This window comes from Sediminibacterium sp. KACHI17 (assembly GCF_040362915.1).
Classification (GTDB): Bacteria; Bacteroidota; Bacteroidia; order Chitinophagales; family Chitinophagaceae; genus Sediminibacterium.
In genome coordinates this window covers 2,350,124-2,368,087 of record NZ_AP029612.1, presented here as the reverse complement: position 1 = coordinate 2,368,087, position 17,964 = coordinate 2,350,124, and the positions used below count along the sequence as shown (strand labels likewise).

At 39.2% G+C, this 17,964-nt stretch carries 17 protein-coding genes and 1 tRNA gene; 4 read left to right on the top strand and 14 right to left on the bottom strand.

The features are described 5' to 3' along the window. The first annotated feature begins 110 nt into the window (after window positions 1-110). A complete protein-coding gene (locus tag ABXG83_RS10530) occupies window positions 111-803 on the top strand; it encodes a GNAT family N-acetyltransferase (protein WP_353548820.1) in 693 nt (230 codons plus the stop codon). A 33-nt stretch (window positions 804-836) separates the two neighbouring features. On the opposite strand, the gene ABXG83_RS10525 is transcribed toward ABXG83_RS10530, so the two are convergent. Next, complete coding sequence (locus tag ABXG83_RS10525; protein ID WP_353548819.1) at window positions 837-3,080, bottom strand: TonB-dependent receptor; 2,244 nt, start codon at window positions 3,078-3,080, stop codon at window positions 837-839. A gap of 218 nt (window positions 3,081-3,298) precedes the next feature. Further along, window positions 3,299-3,646 (bottom strand): helix-turn-helix domain-containing protein, encoded by a 348-nt coding sequence (locus ABXG83_RS10520; RefSeq protein WP_353548818.1) that lies wholly within the window; start codon window positions 3,644-3,646, stop codon window positions 3,299-3,301. A gap of 114 nt (window positions 3,647-3,760) precedes the next feature. On the opposite strand from ABXG83_RS10520, the gene ABXG83_RS10515 reads away from it, so the two are divergent. Genes ABXG83_RS10515 through ABXG83_RS10505 form a run of 3 tightly spaced genes read left to right on the top strand, consistent with a single transcriptional unit; the run spans window position 3,761 to window position 6,549 of the window. Next, window positions 3,761-5,269, top strand: a complete 1,509-nt coding sequence (locus tag ABXG83_RS10515; RefSeq protein WP_353548817.1) for an alpha/beta fold hydrolase — start codon at window positions 3,761-3,763, stop codon at window positions 5,267-5,269. Between the two features lie 7 nt (window positions 5,270-5,276). Beyond that, window positions 5,277-5,909 carry a hypothetical protein gene (locus ABXG83_RS10510; protein WP_353548816.1) on the top strand — a complete coding sequence of 211 codons (633 nt, stop codon included), beginning with the start codon at window positions 5,277-5,279 and terminating at the stop codon, window positions 5,907-5,909. A 28-nt stretch (window positions 5,910-5,937) separates the two neighbouring features. Further along, window positions 5,938-6,549, top strand: a complete 612-nt coding sequence (locus tag ABXG83_RS10505; protein WP_353548815.1) for an NAD(P)-binding domain-containing protein — start codon at window positions 5,938-5,940, stop codon at window positions 6,547-6,549. A 4-nt stretch (window positions 6,550-6,553) separates the two neighbouring features. On the opposite strand, the gene ABXG83_RS10500 is transcribed toward ABXG83_RS10505, so the two are convergent. The 12 genes from ABXG83_RS10500 to ABXG83_RS10445 form a co-directional block, all read right to left on the bottom strand. Then, window positions 6,554-6,928: an antibiotic biosynthesis monooxygenase gene (locus ABXG83_RS10500; protein WP_353548814.1), complete on the bottom strand. Its 375-nt coding sequence runs from the start codon at window positions 6,926-6,928 to the stop codon at window positions 6,554-6,556. Window positions 6,929-7,006: 78 nt separating this feature from the next. Continuing rightward, a tRNA-Asn gene (locus tag ABXG83_RS10495) sits at window positions 7,007-7,080 on the bottom strand. 159 nt (window positions 7,081-7,239) lie between these two features. After that, window positions 7,240-7,575, bottom strand: coding sequence for a Rieske 2Fe-2S domain-containing protein (locus ABXG83_RS10490; RefSeq protein WP_353548813.1), 336 nt, complete (start codon window positions 7,573-7,575; stop codon window positions 7,240-7,242). Next, window positions 7,576-8,763 carry a GTPase HflX gene (gene hflX / locus ABXG83_RS10485; RefSeq protein ID WP_353548812.1) on the bottom strand — a complete coding sequence of 396 codons (1,188 nt, stop codon included), beginning with the start codon at window positions 8,761-8,763 and terminating at the stop codon, window positions 7,576-7,578. A gap of 105 nt (window positions 8,764-8,868) precedes the next feature. Then, the gene (locus ABXG83_RS10480; protein WP_353548811.1) at window positions 8,869-9,609 is read right to left on the bottom strand and encodes an outer membrane beta-barrel protein; all 741 of its coding nucleotides are present in this window, start codon (window positions 9,607-9,609) and stop codon (window positions 8,869-8,871) included. A gap of 137 nt (window positions 9,610-9,746) precedes the next feature. Continuing rightward, window positions 9,747-10,406, bottom strand: a complete 660-nt coding sequence (locus ABXG83_RS10475; RefSeq protein WP_353548810.1) for a response regulator transcription factor — start codon at window positions 10,404-10,406, stop codon at window positions 9,747-9,749. A gap of 85 nt (window positions 10,407-10,491) precedes the next feature. Continuing rightward, window positions 10,492-12,654, bottom strand: coding sequence for a DNA helicase RecQ (gene recQ, locus ABXG83_RS10470; protein WP_353548809.1), 2,163 nt, complete (start codon window positions 12,652-12,654; stop codon window positions 10,492-10,494). 169 nt (window positions 12,655-12,823) lie between these two features. Further along, a complete protein-coding gene (locus ABXG83_RS10465; RefSeq protein ID WP_353548808.1) occupies window positions 12,824-13,597 on the bottom strand; it encodes a DUF1080 domain-containing protein in 774 nt (257 codons plus the stop codon). A gap of 72 nt (window positions 13,598-13,669) precedes the next feature. Next, on the bottom strand, window positions 13,670-14,599 hold the full coding sequence (locus tag ABXG83_RS10460; RefSeq protein ID WP_353548807.1) for an ABC transporter six-transmembrane domain-containing protein: 930 nt from the start codon (window positions 14,597-14,599) through the stop codon (window positions 13,670-13,672). 98 nt (window positions 14,600-14,697) lie between these two features. Continuing rightward, window positions 14,698-16,143 (bottom strand): SET domain-containing protein-lysine N-methyltransferase, encoded by a 1,446-nt coding sequence (locus tag ABXG83_RS10455; RefSeq protein WP_353548806.1) that lies wholly within the window; start codon window positions 16,141-16,143, stop codon window positions 14,698-14,700. A gap of 31 nt (window positions 16,144-16,174) precedes the next feature. Further along, window positions 16,175-17,329 (bottom strand): hypothetical protein, encoded by a 1,155-nt coding sequence (locus ABXG83_RS10450; protein ID WP_353548805.1) that lies wholly within the window; start codon window positions 17,327-17,329, stop codon window positions 16,175-16,177. A gap of 7 nt (window positions 17,330-17,336) precedes the next feature. Next, entirely contained in the window at window positions 17,337-17,831 is a 495-nt protein-coding gene (locus tag ABXG83_RS10445; protein WP_353548804.1) for an SET domain-containing protein-lysine N-methyltransferase, read from the bottom strand. Window positions 17,832-17,964 lie beyond the last annotated feature (133 nt).

Sequence of the window (17,964 nt, the reverse complement as noted above, 5' to 3'; positions counted from 1 at the left end):
GAATTTGTCTTGAAATTACACAAAAGATCGGGATAGAAATGCCGCAGTAATTGCTTTAACTTTTTTATCACGATGAAGAATGGTTTCATGAGTACTGTTACCTTTATAGTATGGTCAATGTTCTTGATAACGCCATATGGGAAGCTTTGAGTACGCATCAACAATACCTGAATGCAGGTACTGATCAACTAAAATATTTTCCGAAAGAAATCTCTCCTTTATTTGCACTCAAGAACTGGGATCAAAAAGATCATGATGCACTACAGCAATATCTTCCCGCAGATAGATCTTTTTTTGTTTTGATCGCCAGAGAAATAACAATTCCAGATACGATACAGATACAGTTATCATTACCACTGTATCAGATGGTTGCTACGAAAACATTTTCTAATCAACACCCACATCATGCTATCATTAGAAAGTTATCTAATGAAGATGTTCCGCAAATGCTAAAGCTTACCGAAAAAATCAAGCCTGGTCCTTTTGGTAATAAAACCATTGAATTTGGTCATTATTATGGCATTTTTGAAGAGGATCAACTGGTTTCTATGGCCGGACAACGCTTGCAGACCCATCATTTTACAGAAGTGAGCGCTATCTGTACAGATCCTGCACATCTGGGAAAAGGATATGCAGCAGCCCTCACGCAACAAGTATGTTCCGGTATTTATGATGCAGGTAAAACACCGTTTTTACATGTGCGACAAGACAATGCAGGTGCGATCAAACTGTATGAAAAGCTGGGGTTTGAGATCAGAGCAGATATTTATTTTGCAATATTCAAGAAGAAGGAAATAGCGTAAATAAAAACCCCGAATAAAATTCGGGGTTTTTATTTAGAGCTTTACGCCCAATGTCATAAAGAAATTTCTTGGCTCGGCCGCCATCAAGCCCGGACCTGGATAACCACCTGCTCTTCGTGTAAAATATTTTTCTCCGAGTACATTATTGATACCTCCTTTGATAAAGAACTTTTCACTGAATTTATAAGTACCACTGATATCTACCACATCATACGCTGGGATCAATCCATTCACACCATTTGATGTTGGTATAATAGTATTATTCGCGTCGCTGTATGCTTCTGATACATAACTGTATTGTGCAGTAACCGTTAATTGTTTTCTGCTGTAGGTGATGCCGGTACGATAAATTCTTTCCGGTGCATTTTCTACTTTTTTGTTTTTCAGATTAGATTCCACCAATGTATTTCCCTGACGAGTGATCACACGTAGATTATCATACTGCGCATTGATGAATGCCAATGAAACAAATACAGTAAGGTTTCCGAATACTGGTTTTACTCCCCAGGCTTTGAATGGACTAAACTCTACCAATGCTTCCACACCTCTGCTGCGACTATTGCCTACATTGGTACGGAGATTATAAAAGCTACCATCTAATCTTTGCTGAGCGATCAACCCGATTCGATTATTGTATTGTAACAAATAACCACTTACATCAAAGAAGAGATATTCTTTGATACGTCCACGATAACCGAGATCAATATTGTATCCTTTTGCATCTTTCAAATTCTGATCGATCACATCTGTTGTCGGATTACCCGTTAAATCACTGAATAATACCGGACGATATGCTTGTGAATAGTTCGCATAGATCTCTGTTTGACCGATATGATATTCAGCTCCTACGCCCGGAAGAACAAAACGACGAGTTCTATTTTGATTGTTGATTTTTAATTCGGTATTGCCGCTGAGGCCTACTCTGCCATCTGCTTCATTCTGAATATTTTCTACACGCACACCGGGTATGATCACAAGTTTGTCTCCGATTCTGAACATGTTTTCAGCAAAGAAGGCTGTATTGTTCGTGATAAAATTTAAATCTGTTGGAAACGGTTCGAGAATATTCAGGTTATAATCTGATCCTGTATCCCCTTTCCCATTTTGTAAACGATCTGTTCTTCCTCTGAAATAACGAATACCTGCAGATAAAGTATTTCTCATCTTACCGATCTGATAGTCGGTAATATAACGAGCTTCTATTCCAAAATTTCTGTATCGATCGATATCTACTCTGCGATTATTATAGCGCAGTGTGGTAGCATTGATGGTATCAGCAATATTAGGTGTCTGCATAAAACCAACACTGTTACGATCACCTGTCATGGCAAAAGTCTTTACATTCAATCTGCTCTTATCATTGATCGTATAATCAACATTCAAAGCCGCCATGTTCCATTTCACTTCAAACCAATTTCTTTGACGCAAACTCTTGTAGGCATCTTGTGCAAACTGAGCATCTGTAAGTCCACCAGGCTGCTGACTTACATAATCAAAATGAGTGATCTCCAATCCAACTTTCAATCGCTTATTGATGTTCCATGAAAAATTTCCAAAAGCTGTGTTCACTTTGAATCCGCTGTTCTCACGAAAGCCATCACCTCGGCGGTGATCCCAAAATGCATAATAATGAGTCTTGCCATTTTCACCACCGATTGCATTATAAGAATTGAACAGGCCAAAGCTTCCTGCTGTTTGCTGTGATTCATATTGGAACGGTTTATTGATCTCACTTCCATCTTTCATGATGAAGTTTACCATACCTCCAAACTGAGGACCATACTGTAAACTGGCAGCACCACGAAGCACCTGAACTCTTTGAACTGAATTTAACTGAGGTGTATAATATGCTTCCGGATAACCAAAAGGATCGCTACTGATATCATAACCATTCTGACGAAGATTAAACTCCCAGCTACGATTCGGACTCAATCCACGTGCCGCAATACCAATTTGAATACCACTCGGATCACTTTCCCAGATCTGAATACCGGGTACTTTGGCCATGACCTGACGCATGGTATTGGTCACTACATTGCCTTGTACATTATCCATCATGATCAAGGCATTCTTTTTTCCGGCATTGATCGTTGTGCCTACGATTTCTGGCAAGAAATGTATATCTGCTTTGGTATATCTGCCCACTAATGTGATATCAGGCAAAAATTTTGCATGAAAGAAAGAGCTATCGATCTTGGTTTTGCTTTCTTTTTCCTGTGCATCTGTCGTTGTTACAATTAAAGTCCCTAATAAAAGGGCTATCATTCTTCTGTTCATCATTTTCTTTTTGAATCGGGTGCAAGTTGTTTTGAAATCATACACACTTACTTACGAGAAAAGAAAAGCGATTGACGAAATGCAGAAAAAAAAGTTTCGTTTATTAATCACAAACACCCAAAATTCAATGTTGACAAGGGTTTCAGCGATTGGATGTATTGATAACGTTAAAACATCCAGACGGGATCGATCATGATTTTCATGACAGTTCAATGACATTAAGTTGTAGATCGTTGATGCTCTTCGATCATTTTGAGTCCATAGTTTCTGATAACAGTAATCAGTTGCATGATGTCTTTTCCTTTTTCCGTTAGTGAGTATTCTGTTCTGGGTGGAACCACAGGAAAAACTTTGCGTTCGATATAACCGTCAAACTCTAACTCTCTAAGCTGTGTAGTCAGCATTTTATCTGATATATGTGGAATGTCTTTTCGCAATTCACTATAGCGCATGACTTGGTTGTTCAATCGCCATAGGATCGGCGCTTTCCAGGTTCCTCCTATCTGTTCCATCACTAATTGAACCGGATTATAGTAAACTCTCCCGTTATAAATGAAATCAGGCATATCGTATAGTATTGATTGTCATATTACTTTCCTAAAAGTATGTATCATACATATAAGTATATATGATCACAAATGTAGGTACAGTATTCAAATTTGTGAGAGAAAAACAAAACGATGAAAAAAATAGTAATGCTCATGGGATTGGCTCTTGCCACCACAATTACACTTGCACAACACAATGCAGGTAACAATGGTAAAATTTTGATGATCGCCAGCAATCCAAGTATTTCGAAAACTACCGGATGGCCTATCGGTGTTTGGTATGCAGAACTCACACACCCATACTGGGTATTTTCTGAAGCCGGATACTCAGTTGACATTGCCAGCTTAGATGGTGGTGAATTACAATTTGATGGCTTTAGTGATCCTGAAGATGCTGCCAAGTATGCTACGTTTGATTACATCTCACTAGGATTCAAAAAAGATCCATCGAAAATGGCGTTAACCAAAAAGACTTTAAAGCTTGCTGAAGTAAATCCGACTGAGTACAAAGCCATTTTCTTATGTGGTGGACAAGGCCCCATGTACACCTGGTATAAAAATCAGCAGATCAGTTCTTTTTTCTCTGCATTTTATCAGACAGGCAAACCTACCGCAGCGATCTGCCATGGTACAGTGGTCTTACTCGATGCAAAACTGAACAATGGTAAACATATTGTTGAAGGAAAACGATGGACAGGTTTTGCAAACAGCGAAGAAAATTATGCGGATGCATATGTTGGAATGAAAATCCAACCATTTCGAATTGAAGATAAAGCGAGAAAAATACCCAACACAAAATTTGAAGTTGCGAAAATGTTTGAAGCACATGCCGTGAGAGATGGGAACCTGATCACAGGTCAGCAACAAAATTCCGGAGAGCTTGCAGCCAGACTCGTTGTAAAAGCTTTGGAAGAAGATAAAAAAAGATACCCAACTTATGTGCTGGTACATGGTGCCTGGGCTGATGAAAGTGCGTGGGGTGCCATCAGGAATCAATTAGCTGTGCGTGCAAATGTAGAAGTTGTGAATTTACCTGCACATGGAGCAGATAATACTTATGGTGCAACAATCGGCTTGAATGATTATGTAAAGCATGTTATTAATGCTATCCATCAATACAAAGGAAAAGTAACACTGGTAGGACATTCGATGGCCGGAGTCATCATATCACAAGTAGCCGCACTGATGCCGGAGAAAATTGATAAGCTGATTTATGTTGCAGCTTACTTACCCAAAAATGGAGAAAGTGTACAATCGATCAACAATCAATTTTACGGCAACAAAGCCATTGACATTTTTGAATTCAACAAAGATTATTCCTTGATCTCCATAAAAAAAGAGGCACTTGCGCAAGTGGTTTGCGCAGACTGTTCTACTGAAATGAAAGAAACATTGATCAAATACCACAGGGCTGAGCCTGTGAAAGGCTTCAATGATAAAGTGAGGCTGAACGATGCTTTCTCAAAGATTCCTAAATACTATATCAGTACTCAACAAGACAATGCAGTTCCGTATCAGCTGCAACAACAAATGATCAAAGAAAACGGAACCGTGAAAAAAGTACTTGACATGGAAACATCACATTTACCCTTTGTGGTGAAGCCCAATGAATTTTTACAGAAGCTTACACAATTCAAATAAGTGATCCATGTTGTTCAGATGGATTCTAGCTGCTATAATATTAATTGTAGGTATCAATCATACCACAGCACAATCTGTTGAATTATATGGAGGAACTGAAAGAAGTGGTGTTGATTTGATGTGGTTCAGGTATCTCAAGCATAAAGAGAATCAGTCAACACCTTTTCTTTTTTTCAGTAGAAACCGTGCGAGTACAGGATATAAAACCAGTGGCTCTTTAATGGGTTCGACCAATGCCATTTCGTATAATTTTAAAACTGGTTTGGGACTGGTATTGGTAGGATCTTTTCTGAATAGTGGCTTTACCGGAAAAACAGGCGTTCAATTCTATCGTCAGAAAAGCAACTGGTTATTTTTTGGGTGGTTGGTAGCTGATATCAAAAGATCGGGAAATATGGATCTCTTTGGTATGTTCCGTTATACACCTGACATTGATCATACATGGAAATTGTTTTCGCAAGTGGAAGTCTTTCCGATATACCAACTGAAGAGTGGTATTTGGAACGTGACAGAACGATTACGATTGGGATTCAAAAAAACAAACTGGACAGGAGGATTGATGATGGACCTGAACCAGCACAGTGTCGGTTCATTACAGGCAAAGAATAATATGGGTATTTTTATTCGTCATGATTTCTGATCTGATATCAAACATAAAAATCTAGAGTATGCATATTGCAATTATAGGAACAGGCAATGTAGGCGGCGCGCTGGCTACTCGGTGGGCTGAAGCTGGACATCAAATATTTTTAGGTGTTCAGGATATTCACCAATTCAAAGGAAAAGATCTGTTACGAAACAAGCACACAAGTGTACACACGATCGCAGAGGCGATTGCACAAGCTGAAGTGATACTGGTTGCCATACCACCACAAGCCATTTCTGGAATAGTGGTACCATTGGGCAACTTACAAGATAAGATCATCATTGATGCCACAAATTCAGTAAGAACGACTCCGGAAAATTATCCTACTGTATATCATTATTTATGCGATCAAACAAAAGCTTCTGTTGTAAAATGTTTCAATACAACCGGCTTTGAAAATATGTTGAACCCTGTTTATGATGGAAAAGGTATTGATATGTTCATGGCAGGTGATGATGAAAAAGCAAAAGCAGTAGCCAAACAATTAGCATTCGATTGTGGTTTTGAAAATTGCTATGATTTTGGCAGAGCAGATAAAGTACAATTACTCGAACAGTTCGCTGTATCGTGGATCAATCTGGCTATTATGCAGGGGATGGGAAGAAATATTGCTTTTAAGTTGATCAGTAGGTAACTAATTACTCTTTTTTACTTTCATAAATAATGGGTACTACATCAATCAGTTCCAATGATCGAACCATTTGTTGTGTACTGTTCTTGTATTGCTGGAAGTGTGTTGTTTTAATATGACTTTCATAAGCCGATTTACTGGCATAAGTTTCGAAAACAGTTACATGATTGGGTTTGTCTTTTTCATAAACGGCATACATTTTCAATACTCCCTTTTCAAGTTTCACAGAAGTTGCAATACCCTCTTTTAAAAGTGCTTGGTATTCTTTTAGCTGAGAACTATCAACAATAATTTTAGCGATGCGAACATAGGGTTCTTGGGCAAGTAAGTACGGGCTCCATAAAAATCCTAGTAGTAAAAGGAGAGCGGTTTGTCGTTTCATATTTAAAAATATAAAACCTGCACTGTTATCAGTTGGGCGACCAATAAAAAACCCTCCACATTTCTGTGAAGGGTTTCGCTCCCAAAGCTGGACTTGAACCAGCGACCCTCTGATTAACAGTCAGATGCTCTAACCAACTGAGCTATTTGGGAATCACTATTCACCTACTAAAGCTAATCTTGAACCAGCGACCCTCCCGACTTACTGTCGGGATGCTCTACCAAGTGAGCTTTTCGTAAACCGTTTTCCCTTTCGGGGTGGCAAAAATAGGGAAAAATGCAATCTGGCAAAATCTATATCCAAAAATTTGGTCAAAAAGCTACGTATAAGCCGTCTTCACGCTGTTCTAGAGGGTAGGTTTTGAGATAATAGCCTTCTCCACTGGTATTTCGGCCATTTTTGATATTGAACCGATAACGGTGCAAGGGACAAACCACCTGTCCGGTGGCATCAATAAAACCATCCGCCATTACCCCACTGGCATGCGGACATTTATGCGCAAACGCAAAATATTGATCTTCAAAACGAGCTAGGGTGATTCTTTTGCCCGCAACTTCTACCAAACACATCTGGTTTGACTGCCAATCCAGAGATTCAGGGGCTGTCGTCAATAAATGCCATTGAGGTGTGGAACTGAAAAAAGACATTTAGAAATACACGGTTTTATACGGATAACGCACCTGATACATATCCCGAACTTTTGATAGGATCAGCTCTCGCAATGCATCAATATTTTTTCTTTCCAATGCTGATATGAATACACAGTTATGATCTGTTGCACGCTCCCATTTTTCACGCAGTTCCAATAAGATCTCTTGCTTTACTTCATCTTCCAGCCACTCATCGAAATTCTTTTCCTCATAAAGATCCATTTTATTGAAAATGGTCAGAATGGGTTTCTCGAATGCTTTCAGTTCCTGTAAAGTTTTATTCACCACGCCGATCTGATCTTCATACTGCGGATGTGAAGCATCCACCACATGTAATAAAATATCTGCTTCGCGTACTTCATCCAATGTACTCTTGAAGCTTTCAACAAGGTGGTGAGGTAGTTTACGAATGAATCCTACGGTATCACTTAGCAAGAAGGGCGTATTTTCAAAAACGATCTTACGAGTAGTGGTATCAAGGGTTGCAAAGAGTTTATTCTCTGCAAAGACATCACTCTTACTCAACACATTCATCAAAGTACTCTTCCCTACGTTCGTATATCCTACCAATGATACACGGATAAGTTCTCCTCTCTCTTTGCGTTGTGTGAATGATTGTTTGTCGATCTCTGCCAATCTTTTTCTCAGCAAAGAGATCTTGTCTTTTACGATACGACGGTCTGTTTCAATTTCCGTTTCACCCGGACCTCTGGTACCAATACCACCACCTTGTCTTTCCAGGTGTTTCCACATACCTTTCAATCGTGGCAACAAGTATTGGTATTGTGCCAACTCTACCTGCACTTTTGCCTGAGCGGTTCTGGCTCTTCTTGCAAAGATGTCAAGGATCAAATCGCTTCGATCGATCGTCTTTACTCCTAATTCTTTTTCTATATTGGTGATCTGTGAACCGGTAAGCTCATCATCGAAGATGACCAGATCAATTTTTTTACCACTTACATAGGTCTTGATCTCTTCCAGTTTTCCTTTTCCTACAAAAGTTCTGCTATCGGGATGTGGTAATTTTTGCGTGAACTTACGTACAGTCTGAGCACCGGCTGTTTCAGCCAAAAAAGCAAGTTCATCCAGGTATTCATAGACCTGCTCCTGGGTTTGCTCTTTCTGAATCAATCCCACTAAAACTGCTGTTTCTTCCCCCTTAATTTTTTGTTGCTTCTCGATCAAAGTCTGTTCCTCTTTTTTGCAAAGGTAACCTTTGCTTTTTGCATCAAAAGAAAAACCCCGCTTATACCTAAGGTTCAGCGGGGTTTCAATAAATTATATATCAGATCATAATCCACTGATGGTGATCCCTACAGAGAATTTTCTCATAGACGGACCTACACCATCTTTCAACACTGAATTCAGTTGATAACCTGCATCCAACGACAAACTACCATAACCAATTCTGGCTGTAGCTGCAAGCATGGTTCCATTGATGAAACGTTTGCTGCTTTGCTTCTCTACATAAGAGGTACCATAGATACTTTGTCCATTCTTGTTCACGTAGTTTTTCCCTTTCGTATACGCCTTCAATAAAGTACCGATCTTCAAGCCCACAGCAGCTTTCCAAGATTTACCCGGATTTTCAGGGTTTGAATAATAACGCAACTCCAAAGGAATTTCCAGATAAATGGTTGTCAGTTTGTTTTTCTTGAAATGATCTACACTATCTACTCTGGTAAAAGGTAATCTTGCTGACGGTGATTTGATATCTACTCGTGTATTATTAAAGAAGATATTACTCGTTCCCAGACCCGCACCTAAACCCAGACTCATTTTTTTGTTGGTCTTGAAAGGCTTGTCGATCATAAAATAGATATTGAAGTGTCTGCTAAAACCATTTCCGGTACGAACACTATCCGGACGGTTCGTCCATGAATCACCACCGTACTGAATCATGAAATGATCTGCGGGACGATCACTTAAATCTATTTTACTCCAGTCTGTTTTGGTCTTGGTTTCTTTCTTCTGAGCGTTGGCCAGCAGGGTTCCTGAAATAGCCAATAAGAGTACTACTAATTTTTTCATTGTCTCGTTTCGTTGCGCCAATATATGGCAATAGGGCGCAAAAATAACAGAAATGGCTGCACAGAAGTGGTTAAAAATTAGTCAAATCCACCTTTTACCTCATTTTCTGCCCTTCTAAGCGCAATAAAAAGATAAAATCAAGCTGTTCGGTGTATCAAACCGGCCCGTAATGCATACGTAATGATCGAGGCCACACTTTTGGCTCCCAGTTTATCCATGATACGCATACGATAGCTTTCAATCGTTCTTTTTCCGACTTCTAAGCGTTCGGCTATTTCTTTACTGGTGAGTTCGCGACAGATCAAGATAATGATCTGTTTTTCGATCTCTGTCAATACAATATGCTGTACTCCTTTTTTATGATGGTATCTCCCGGCAATGATTCGGGTCAGCTTTTCTGTGATATCAGAAGAAAAATAAGGTTTATGATCATAGACAGCTTTAATAGCGGTGATCAATTCCTCCTCTTGTATACCCTTCAATAAAAAGCCTTGGGCTCCCGCTTCGAGCATATCAATGATCAGATGATCTTCACTAAAAGAACTGAGTGCAATGATCCTTGCTCCAGGATAAGAGCGACAAAGTTTCTTTGTGGTCTCTATCCCATCCATATGTGGCATTTTTACATCGGTAATGATCACTTCGGGCGCATATTGTTTTGCTTTCAATAACAATTCTTTCCCATTGGATGCTTCTGCTTTGAGTATCAGCTCAGGGTGACGCGACAACATCTCTTTCAATCCCTCACGAAAAACAAGATGATCGTCAGCGATCATCACTGTGATCTTTCCATGCATAATTCCTGATTTAATGGCGCATGGCATCATCGTTTCATAATACTTAATGAATATGAAACTTATTATAGCAATCCAAACGCCTTTGTTATGAATTGATTTCAGTTGCTGCTATGGTGAATTTGATATCACCATAACCAATTTCCTCAGGTAGGTTTTCTTTCAAAAGTCGCAGACTACTTTTTCCATATTTTGTGAGTGCGGTACGGATCAGCTCCTGCTTGTCGGGGGGTACAAAATTATTAATATCCAGCTTTCCGGATGAAATATAAAACGCTAAATGTGTCTCGATTGTATTCACAGAAAGAAGTCTTTTTTCTGCAATATCAGTAATGCTCATTCCGCTTTGATAAAATTCCAGCGATACTTTCTTGGTATCTGTGTCTCTTTCTCTGGGTTGCTTGGTCTTTCGTTCTCGCTTGGGTTGCTTCAGCTCTATTCTTGTGTCTAATCCTTGTTCATTGCAATAATCCTGCACATGCTCTAAAAACGCTTCCCCATATTTTTCGATTTTATATACACCAAAACCTGATATCTTACTCAGATCGTCAGTGGTAAAAGGTAGATAGGTAGCCAGATCAATCAAACTACTATCGCTGAAGATCAGATATGCCGGTACATTTTCTTCATGTGCAATTTTATTCCGAAGCTTTTTAAGATTCTCAAATAAATCATTTTCATATGGCAACTGCTGATAAATCACAGGTTCTTTTACTGTTGTGATCTGAATAGGTGCATGTAGGAATACTTTCTCTCCACGAAACAATACACCCTTGCTTTTTTCAGTCAACTGCAAAACCGGATATTGGCTGTCGCTCATTTGCAAATAACCACTGGATAAAAGTTCTCGTGTATAGTGCATCCATTCGTCTCTGGGCTTGTCTTTTCCGATACCATACACTTTCAACTCTTTATGTTCAGGTCTTATTTTTTCACTATTGCTTCCTCTCAGCAGATCAGCAATATAACCCAAGCCAAATTTTTCATTCACGCGTGCTACAGCACTCATGATCTTTTGCGCTACAATGGTTTGATCTGATAACTCAGGTTTATGAATACAAGTATCACATGTGCCACAATACTCAGGGGCTTGCTCACCAAAATAATTCAGCAAATACTTTCTTCTGCATTGTCTGGTCTCACAAAATGCAACCATCTTATCGAGCTTATCCAAAAGAATTTTTGTTTGCTCGGGATTATTATCGATCTGAGCAAAGTTTTTCAACTTCATCACATCGCCGGCACCATAAAATAAAACGGCTTCACTTGGTAAACCATCTCTTCCGGCTCTTCCTGTTTCCTGATAATACCCTTCAATATTTTTAGGAAGATCAGCATGAATAACATAGCGCACATTACTTTTATTAATGCCCATTCCAAAAGCAATGGTTGCCACCATGATCTTGATATCATCTTTTAAAAAAAGATCCTGACGTTGATCGCGTGTTGATTTATCCAGTCCTGCATGATACGCTTCTGCATTAAACCCATCCGCTTTCAGATCTTCAGCTAATTTTTCGGTCGCATTTCTACTCAAACAGTAAACGATACCACTATCGTCTTTGTGTGTTTCCAGATAATCTAACAGTTCATCATAATAATTACGTTTGGGTTTTACGTAATAGGTAATGTTGGGTCTGTTAAAACTATTTTCAAAAACCCGGTAATCTTTAAGTTGTAATTGATCAACGATATCTTTTTTGGTCAGTCCATCTGCAGTAGCGGTCAATGCAATCACCGGAATGTTCGGAAACTGTATTTTCAATTCATGCAGAATGCGGTATTCCGGTCTGAAATCGTGGCCCCACTGGCTGATACAATGCGCTTCATCGATGGCAAAGAGTGCGGGAGTTGCCTGTTCTTTCAAAAACTGAAGTAAGTTGATCTCAGCACCTACCAATCGCTCTGGTGCTACATACAACAACTTCAATTCATTCTTACGCAGCTGTTGTAAAATTGCTTCACGTTCTGATGGGTGTTGTGTACTGTTGAGAAAAGCTGCTTTGACACCTGATAATAATAGTGCATCCACTTGATCTTTCATCAATGCGATCAACGGACTTACAACGATCGTTACTCCATCCAGACATAATGCAGGTACCTGATAACATAAACTCTTACCTCCACCTGTAGGCATCAATACCAAAGCATCTTTTCCGCCTAGCAAGTGATCAATGATCGCTTCCTGGTTGTGCCGGAATGAAGTATAACCAAAAACAGATTGTAAAATAGTTGCAGGTGATGCCATCATGAATATCTCTTCTTAACAGGTGCGCAAGATAAGGGCAGAAGCGTAAGGATGGCAATAGGTATTTTTACGTAATCTGAGAAAACAGGAAGTAAGAAACAGAAAATAGGAAACAAGAAAGTAATCAAATAGCCTTTCTTATTTCCTATTTCATTGTTTCCCGTTTCTTATTTTACAGTTCTCTCACCCAAATATTTCTATAACTCATCGGATTACCACCATCATTGCCATGATCTTGCAAGATCAGTGGTTCTTTATCACCATGCTTTTTGTAGCTGGCCGGACCAATCCATTCTGTTCCACCCTTGATCTCTACATTGTTTTGCACCAACACTCCATTATGGAATACAGTAATCCTTGCAGGTGTTTGGATTTGTCCATCAGCATAAAACTGTGGTGCGGTGAAGATCACATCATAGGATTGCCATTCTCCCGGTTTTCTGCTTGCATTCACCAAAGGAATATGTTGCTTATAAATACTGGCTGCTTGTCCATTTACGTATGTAGGATTATTATAAGAGTCCAATACTTGTAATTCATATTTACCCATGAAGAAAATACCGCTATTTCCACGTGATTGACCATTACCGGCGATGGCAGCAGGCGCTTTCCATTCAATATGTAATTGACAACTGCCAAAACCCTGTTTGGTTTGTATATCACCAGACATTTTTACAACGGTCAATGATCCGTCTTTTTCAATTTTCCAACCAGGTTGCCCACCGCCCTTTTTTTGAAAGCTATTAAGGTCTTTCCCATTGAACAGCACAATAGCATCAGAAGGTGCATCAGCATTGGTTTTACCGGGAGTAACCATGGCGGGAACGGGTTCCCATTGTTCTGTTTTTTTTGATTCTTTCACCAGACTGTCCATATTCAGTCTTTGTGCCTGCGCGAGTGTTCCACACACAATGGCAGTGGTCATCAGCAATAGCTGTTTTTTCATATGATCCTTGCTTTGTTATTGATAAATGAGGGTATAAATTAAGAAGATTTTATCAGATACCCTCATCTCCGTTTATGCAGCCGTTTCTGATCGTTTCATGATGTGCACAGCAGTACCATTCTGCTGATCGGGTTCATCCGGAAATTCATCTGCCTGTAAACGGATTCGTTGTGTGATATCATTCAATGCAGTGATGCGTTGTACGGTATAAGGAATCGTATCCAATCCTGAAACGAACTTCAGGATATAGTTATAAATACCAATGATATTACCAGCCAAAACCGTGGTACCCGCTACCTGATTCGTGATCAAAAGCGATAATGCGATCACAACCATTACCATCAATTCCATCACTCCAAAATTCCAGGCTTCCTGATCACTGATACGTATTTGCCATTTACGCAGGTTATTGAAATGTTTATGAATGGCAGTAGAGTCTCCCGAAGAGATCACATGCACCTGTCTTTCCAGCTCATCATTCTTCAGTTGCGTCAGACGTTTCATTTTCTTTCCATAGAAATAACTGATCGTCATCACCGGTAATAATATCACCAGACAAAGCAGTACAACAGAAGACTGATAAAAGAATAATAAGATCATCGATCCCAGAATATTATACACTGCTTCGATGATATACACCAGATCGAATTCCAGGAAATCAACAAACTCTCTTGCCAATGTGGAATGCGCACTCAGTTTAGATACTTCTTGTGATTTGATCTTTTTGGAAAGAAATGTTGTTACCAATGAAGTGTAAATAGCTGAATAGGTTCGGGTATCATAACGGTGTCTGATCGTACCGATCACCAGCCATATAAAATGTACCAGCGATAATAATATCAATCCTCTGTAAGAATGTTCCATCAGATCATTGATGGCCATTCCCAAAAAGAAAGGACGTAATAAGGAACCAGTCATTTCCAATGAAAACAACAGATAGGTGATCCCTAATCTCCATTTGTGCACTTGCACCAACTTACCTAAAACATTCATTCTGATCATAACACAAAACTTTCATAACAACACAAATACAATAGCCTGTAAGACCATTGATGCAACTAGAATGGGTTAGTAGTTGGACCATTAAGCCGACACTTCGTTTAAGTGCGTCGAGTACTTTCTCTTTTTGTTACAGTATTGCCCGGTGTTCCGGTGATCCTTTTTCTGCAGTTCGAAGAACCGCATTGGCAGTCAAAAGGCTCCATATGTTCATCCAAAAATGTGGCGTAATCGAGGGTTAGTTCTTCGCCTTCTTGTATGTGTCGGATGGCAATGACATTCAAGCCATCATAAGCAGTGTTTGGTTGGCAACTGTGGTTTTGTGGAGCCCATGCCGAAGGATCATTATCCCACAGCAAAAATACTTCATTGCTCAAAGGATATGCATAGCGACGAAAAATTTCTTTTTCAACATCATTCCAATGTATGTCGACATGACGTTTTGTGACAATGCGTTGCGACTGTTCTTCGCCAGTGAAAATCACTTCATTACACATGATAGATCGGGTTGCATAAATACCGAAACCAGACAATGCATTTCCTTTGATCTGATATTTTTTCTGCATGCGTAAGTGACGTGAAATTCCTTCTTCGATGATTTTTTTTAGAAATCCGGCTTGTCCGATTCCATCATATTGTAAAATATAATCTGCTGATCCTTCATAACCATCTCTATAAAAAACAGAACAAGTAAAATTGATCTCTAGAAAATAGAGTTGTCTTTTCGCATCCATTCGAAAATCTAATCGTGCATAGCCAACACCATTAAATCCTTTGAAGATCTTAACAGCAGCTTCTTTCAAATTTTGACTGATGATCTGATCCGTACAAGGAATATTGGCGGATGGATGTAAGGCAGATGTTTTTAATTCATAGGTTTTGAATTGATACCCTTCTGGAAAAATAAATTCTACTGGTTGAAAAGCGGTAGCTGTTTTTCCATTGGCATCCGCAACTACTAAAACAGTGAACTCCCTTCCTTCAATGTACTGTTCCACCAATAATTGTGGATATTCAGGCAATAATGTTTGCACCTGTTTGATAAGTTCATCTCGATCATGCACTACAGATTGCTGATCAATACCGAGGCTATCTCCCGCTTTTGAAGGTTTCACAAAGAGTGGAAACGGAATTTGAATATTGGCAAGATCATCTACATGGTTCACCAATACATATGCCGGTGAAGCAACGCCTTCACAATATGCCAGATATTTCATGATCTCTTTGGAAGGATCGTAGAGTTTTGTATTCGGACCTGTATATGGCAGGCCTAATAACTCAAGTGTATAGATCACATCAATAGAGGGTACTTCCCATTCTAAATAGCCTTCACAAAGGTTTACGAATACATCGTAGTTTTTGTGTTGCAAGGCTTTTAGCTGCTGATATGTAGTAAGCTTATTGAGAAAAACATGATCAACCTCTGCACCGGGTAATAATGAAGTAAGATCTCTGGGCGGGTCATAATTTTTATAATCAACATTTGTAGTGCTGTAATCGGGTTGCAGTACACAAATCTTTTTTCCTATTGCCCAGTTATTATTCACTGTATCTACTATTGTTTTTACGAAACTTTAATTAGTATCCTGCATGCACAGGAGTCATTTGATTTCTTTCTGTTTGTTTTAATTTAAACCGTTGTACTGCTTCAGAAAGAATGGTTTGAATAAGGGTTGTAAAGCTCTCATTGTTCACTTTTAATATCGCACCAATAGAAGTATAATCTTCATCTTCACTCAATCCACACTGAGCATTTACTTCCAACACAAATAATTTTCCGGTATTCGCATCTTGCCTGATATCTACTCTTGTATAACCTGTTCCTTTTACTGCAAGGAATGCAGCCAGGCTCATAGATCTTATTGATTCCTGAAGTGAATCAGCAGCTTTTCGATATTCATAAAAGTGTTCATCTGAAGGCATGGGTGTTTCTTCTTCATAGATCTCCCATAAACGATCAAAGGATAAAAATTTTTCTTTTTCCGGAAGCGAGGAATGAAACACTCTTTCAACAGCATCATAGACCATGCAATGATGCGGATCGTACCACGAACCTACGATCATCGTAGTGAATTCCGGTCCCTGGATAAATTGTTCTGCTATCATTCCATCCGCAGCTAAATTCCACCCTCTGTATCCTTTGAACATCTGGAGTACCTGTTCTTTCAATTCTGCTTCTGTACTAACCACATTACGAATGCCCACTCCCATACTACCTCCTGAAACAGCAGGTTTTACGATCAGTGGGCTTCCCAATGATGTGAGCACAGATTGTGTAGCATCTTCCGGTTTAAGTATACTTCTCCATGTAGCGGTAGAAACACCCGCTTCATCAAAAGCTTTCTTCATTGGAATTTTGGAAGTGGTGATCTGATAAAAATATTCATCAGCACCCGTATAGATCAATCCGGATGACTCTAATAATTGAACTACGGAAATACCCGGTGTACCATTGATCTCATCGCCATCACAAAGATTTAGTACGATGGGAAAGAATGTCTCGCTTTGTTTTTCATCGAGAATATTGGTGATGATCGCTGAATAATCTTCCATTGTTACCGGTTGCCATTGCCATTGGATATTCAGTGATTCAAAAACGCGGGTATACTCTTCAATACTTTGTGAAAAATCATAGTAATAATCAATATTGGGATCATTGGTTACCAAAGAAGGTGCGAGTACCCAAATTTTTAAACGACTATATTCTTCTTCTGTTAATAGAGAGATCAACATGTAGGTACTATCTGTTTTTCAGTTGCAAGTGTATAAATGAAGTGAGGCGATAGTTTTGCAGTATCTCCTCTGTTAGTGCTGATGCGCCTTTAATAATGCCCAAACACTGATCAGTTCCGCAAGTACATTTGAATTCGCTCGCCATTTTCCATTCTGTAGATGGATAAAAGAATACCATTTCATCGCCAGGCTGAACTGATTTCAATGCAATCAGTTGCATTTTATCTGTATCGAAAAACACATTCGGATCACAACCGTGATTGGTATACTGTAAACAATCCGGATATAAGAGAATATGTTTTCGCAGACCCACTTGTAAAGTCTTGTAACTCGGTGTATCAACTATTTCAACAGCGCCGAATTCACAGATCATTTCTCCCTGATCAAAGAAAGCTGTGGCATGTAAAGAGAATTGTCCGGTAGCAGGGTTTCTTACAACCCTTGCAAAATCTACCCGATCATTTTTTATCGGTTCGGGAATCACTAGTGGAAGTGGTATCATGCCGGGGTTTCATTGGTTGCTTAAAGTTCATCAATAGTAGTATATGCCTGTATTGGTTGCTCCTGTTATTAGTCCACATTTTCAATATGAATTATCAACAATGAACAGCTTGTTACAGGATTTTATAACTTGG